Source organism: Xanthomonas dyei (assembly GCF_002939865.1).
Classification (GTDB): Bacteria; Pseudomonadota; Gammaproteobacteria; order Xanthomonadales; family Xanthomonadaceae; genus Xanthomonas; species Xanthomonas dyei.
Genome location: NZ_MDEE01000115.1, coordinates 1 through 738 on the forward strand (window position 1 = coordinate 1; position 738 = coordinate 738).

Annotated in this window: 1 protein-coding gene; it reads right to left on the reverse strand. The window is 47.6% G+C overall.

All coding sequences use genetic code 11. From position 1 onward, the window contains the following. Window positions 1–133 precede the first annotated feature (133 nt). On the reverse strand, window positions 134–322 hold the full coding sequence (locus tag XdyCFBP7245_RS23990; RefSeq protein WP_146091740.1) for a hypothetical protein: 189 nt from the start codon (window positions 320–322) through the stop codon (window positions 134–136). Window positions 323–738 lie beyond the last annotated feature (416 nt).

Sequence of the window (738 nt, forward strand, 5' to 3'; positions counted from 1 at the left end):
ATGGCGAAACTCCGAAGATCCAAACGCGATTCTCCGGAACGATGCGGACATTCTGCCCTCTTAGGCCTCGTTGTTCAGACCTTCCCTAATGCTGGGCCTCATTTTTGCGACAGATCGTGGAGCGATGGAAATTTCACCGCGTGGATGGTTTCGCACAGGTAAAGCTCTGCTTTTTGACAATCACACCCACGACATCGCAAACCAGCGGACCATTGGTGTCGGGGTTGGCTTCCTCGTAAAGCTGGATGTGGCACAGGCTGTTGACGAACAGCGAGCGGTCCGCTCGAAGGTAATCGAGCACCATGCCCTCGAAGGGGTCCATGTTAGTTAACTCCCGTTTCCGGCCGCTTTATCTACCGAGATAAAACTAACATTCGAGCATGGCATTTAGGAATGGTACACCTTAAAAACTAACATAATGGGTGTTTTAGTTAGCTTATTTTCATTAAACAGTACAATAATGACAGGGAAAACCACTTAAAATTATTTTGCCGGCCATCTCTAAATCATTGAATTACATGGATCTATCGAGTTGAAATCGGGCAGAATAATTTTGGCGTAAGTCCAGACGACACCCTCCCGGTAGAGTTTGCTTCAAGCAAAGTAGAAAAATGCCCTTTTTGATTGACGAATTCCGGAGCTGTTTTATCACTACTTCCATTGGAACAATGGAAGCAAGCCATGTCGTCTACCGCCCAGCAGCAACTCCGCGATTACATCACCGCCCCCTTCGGTCTC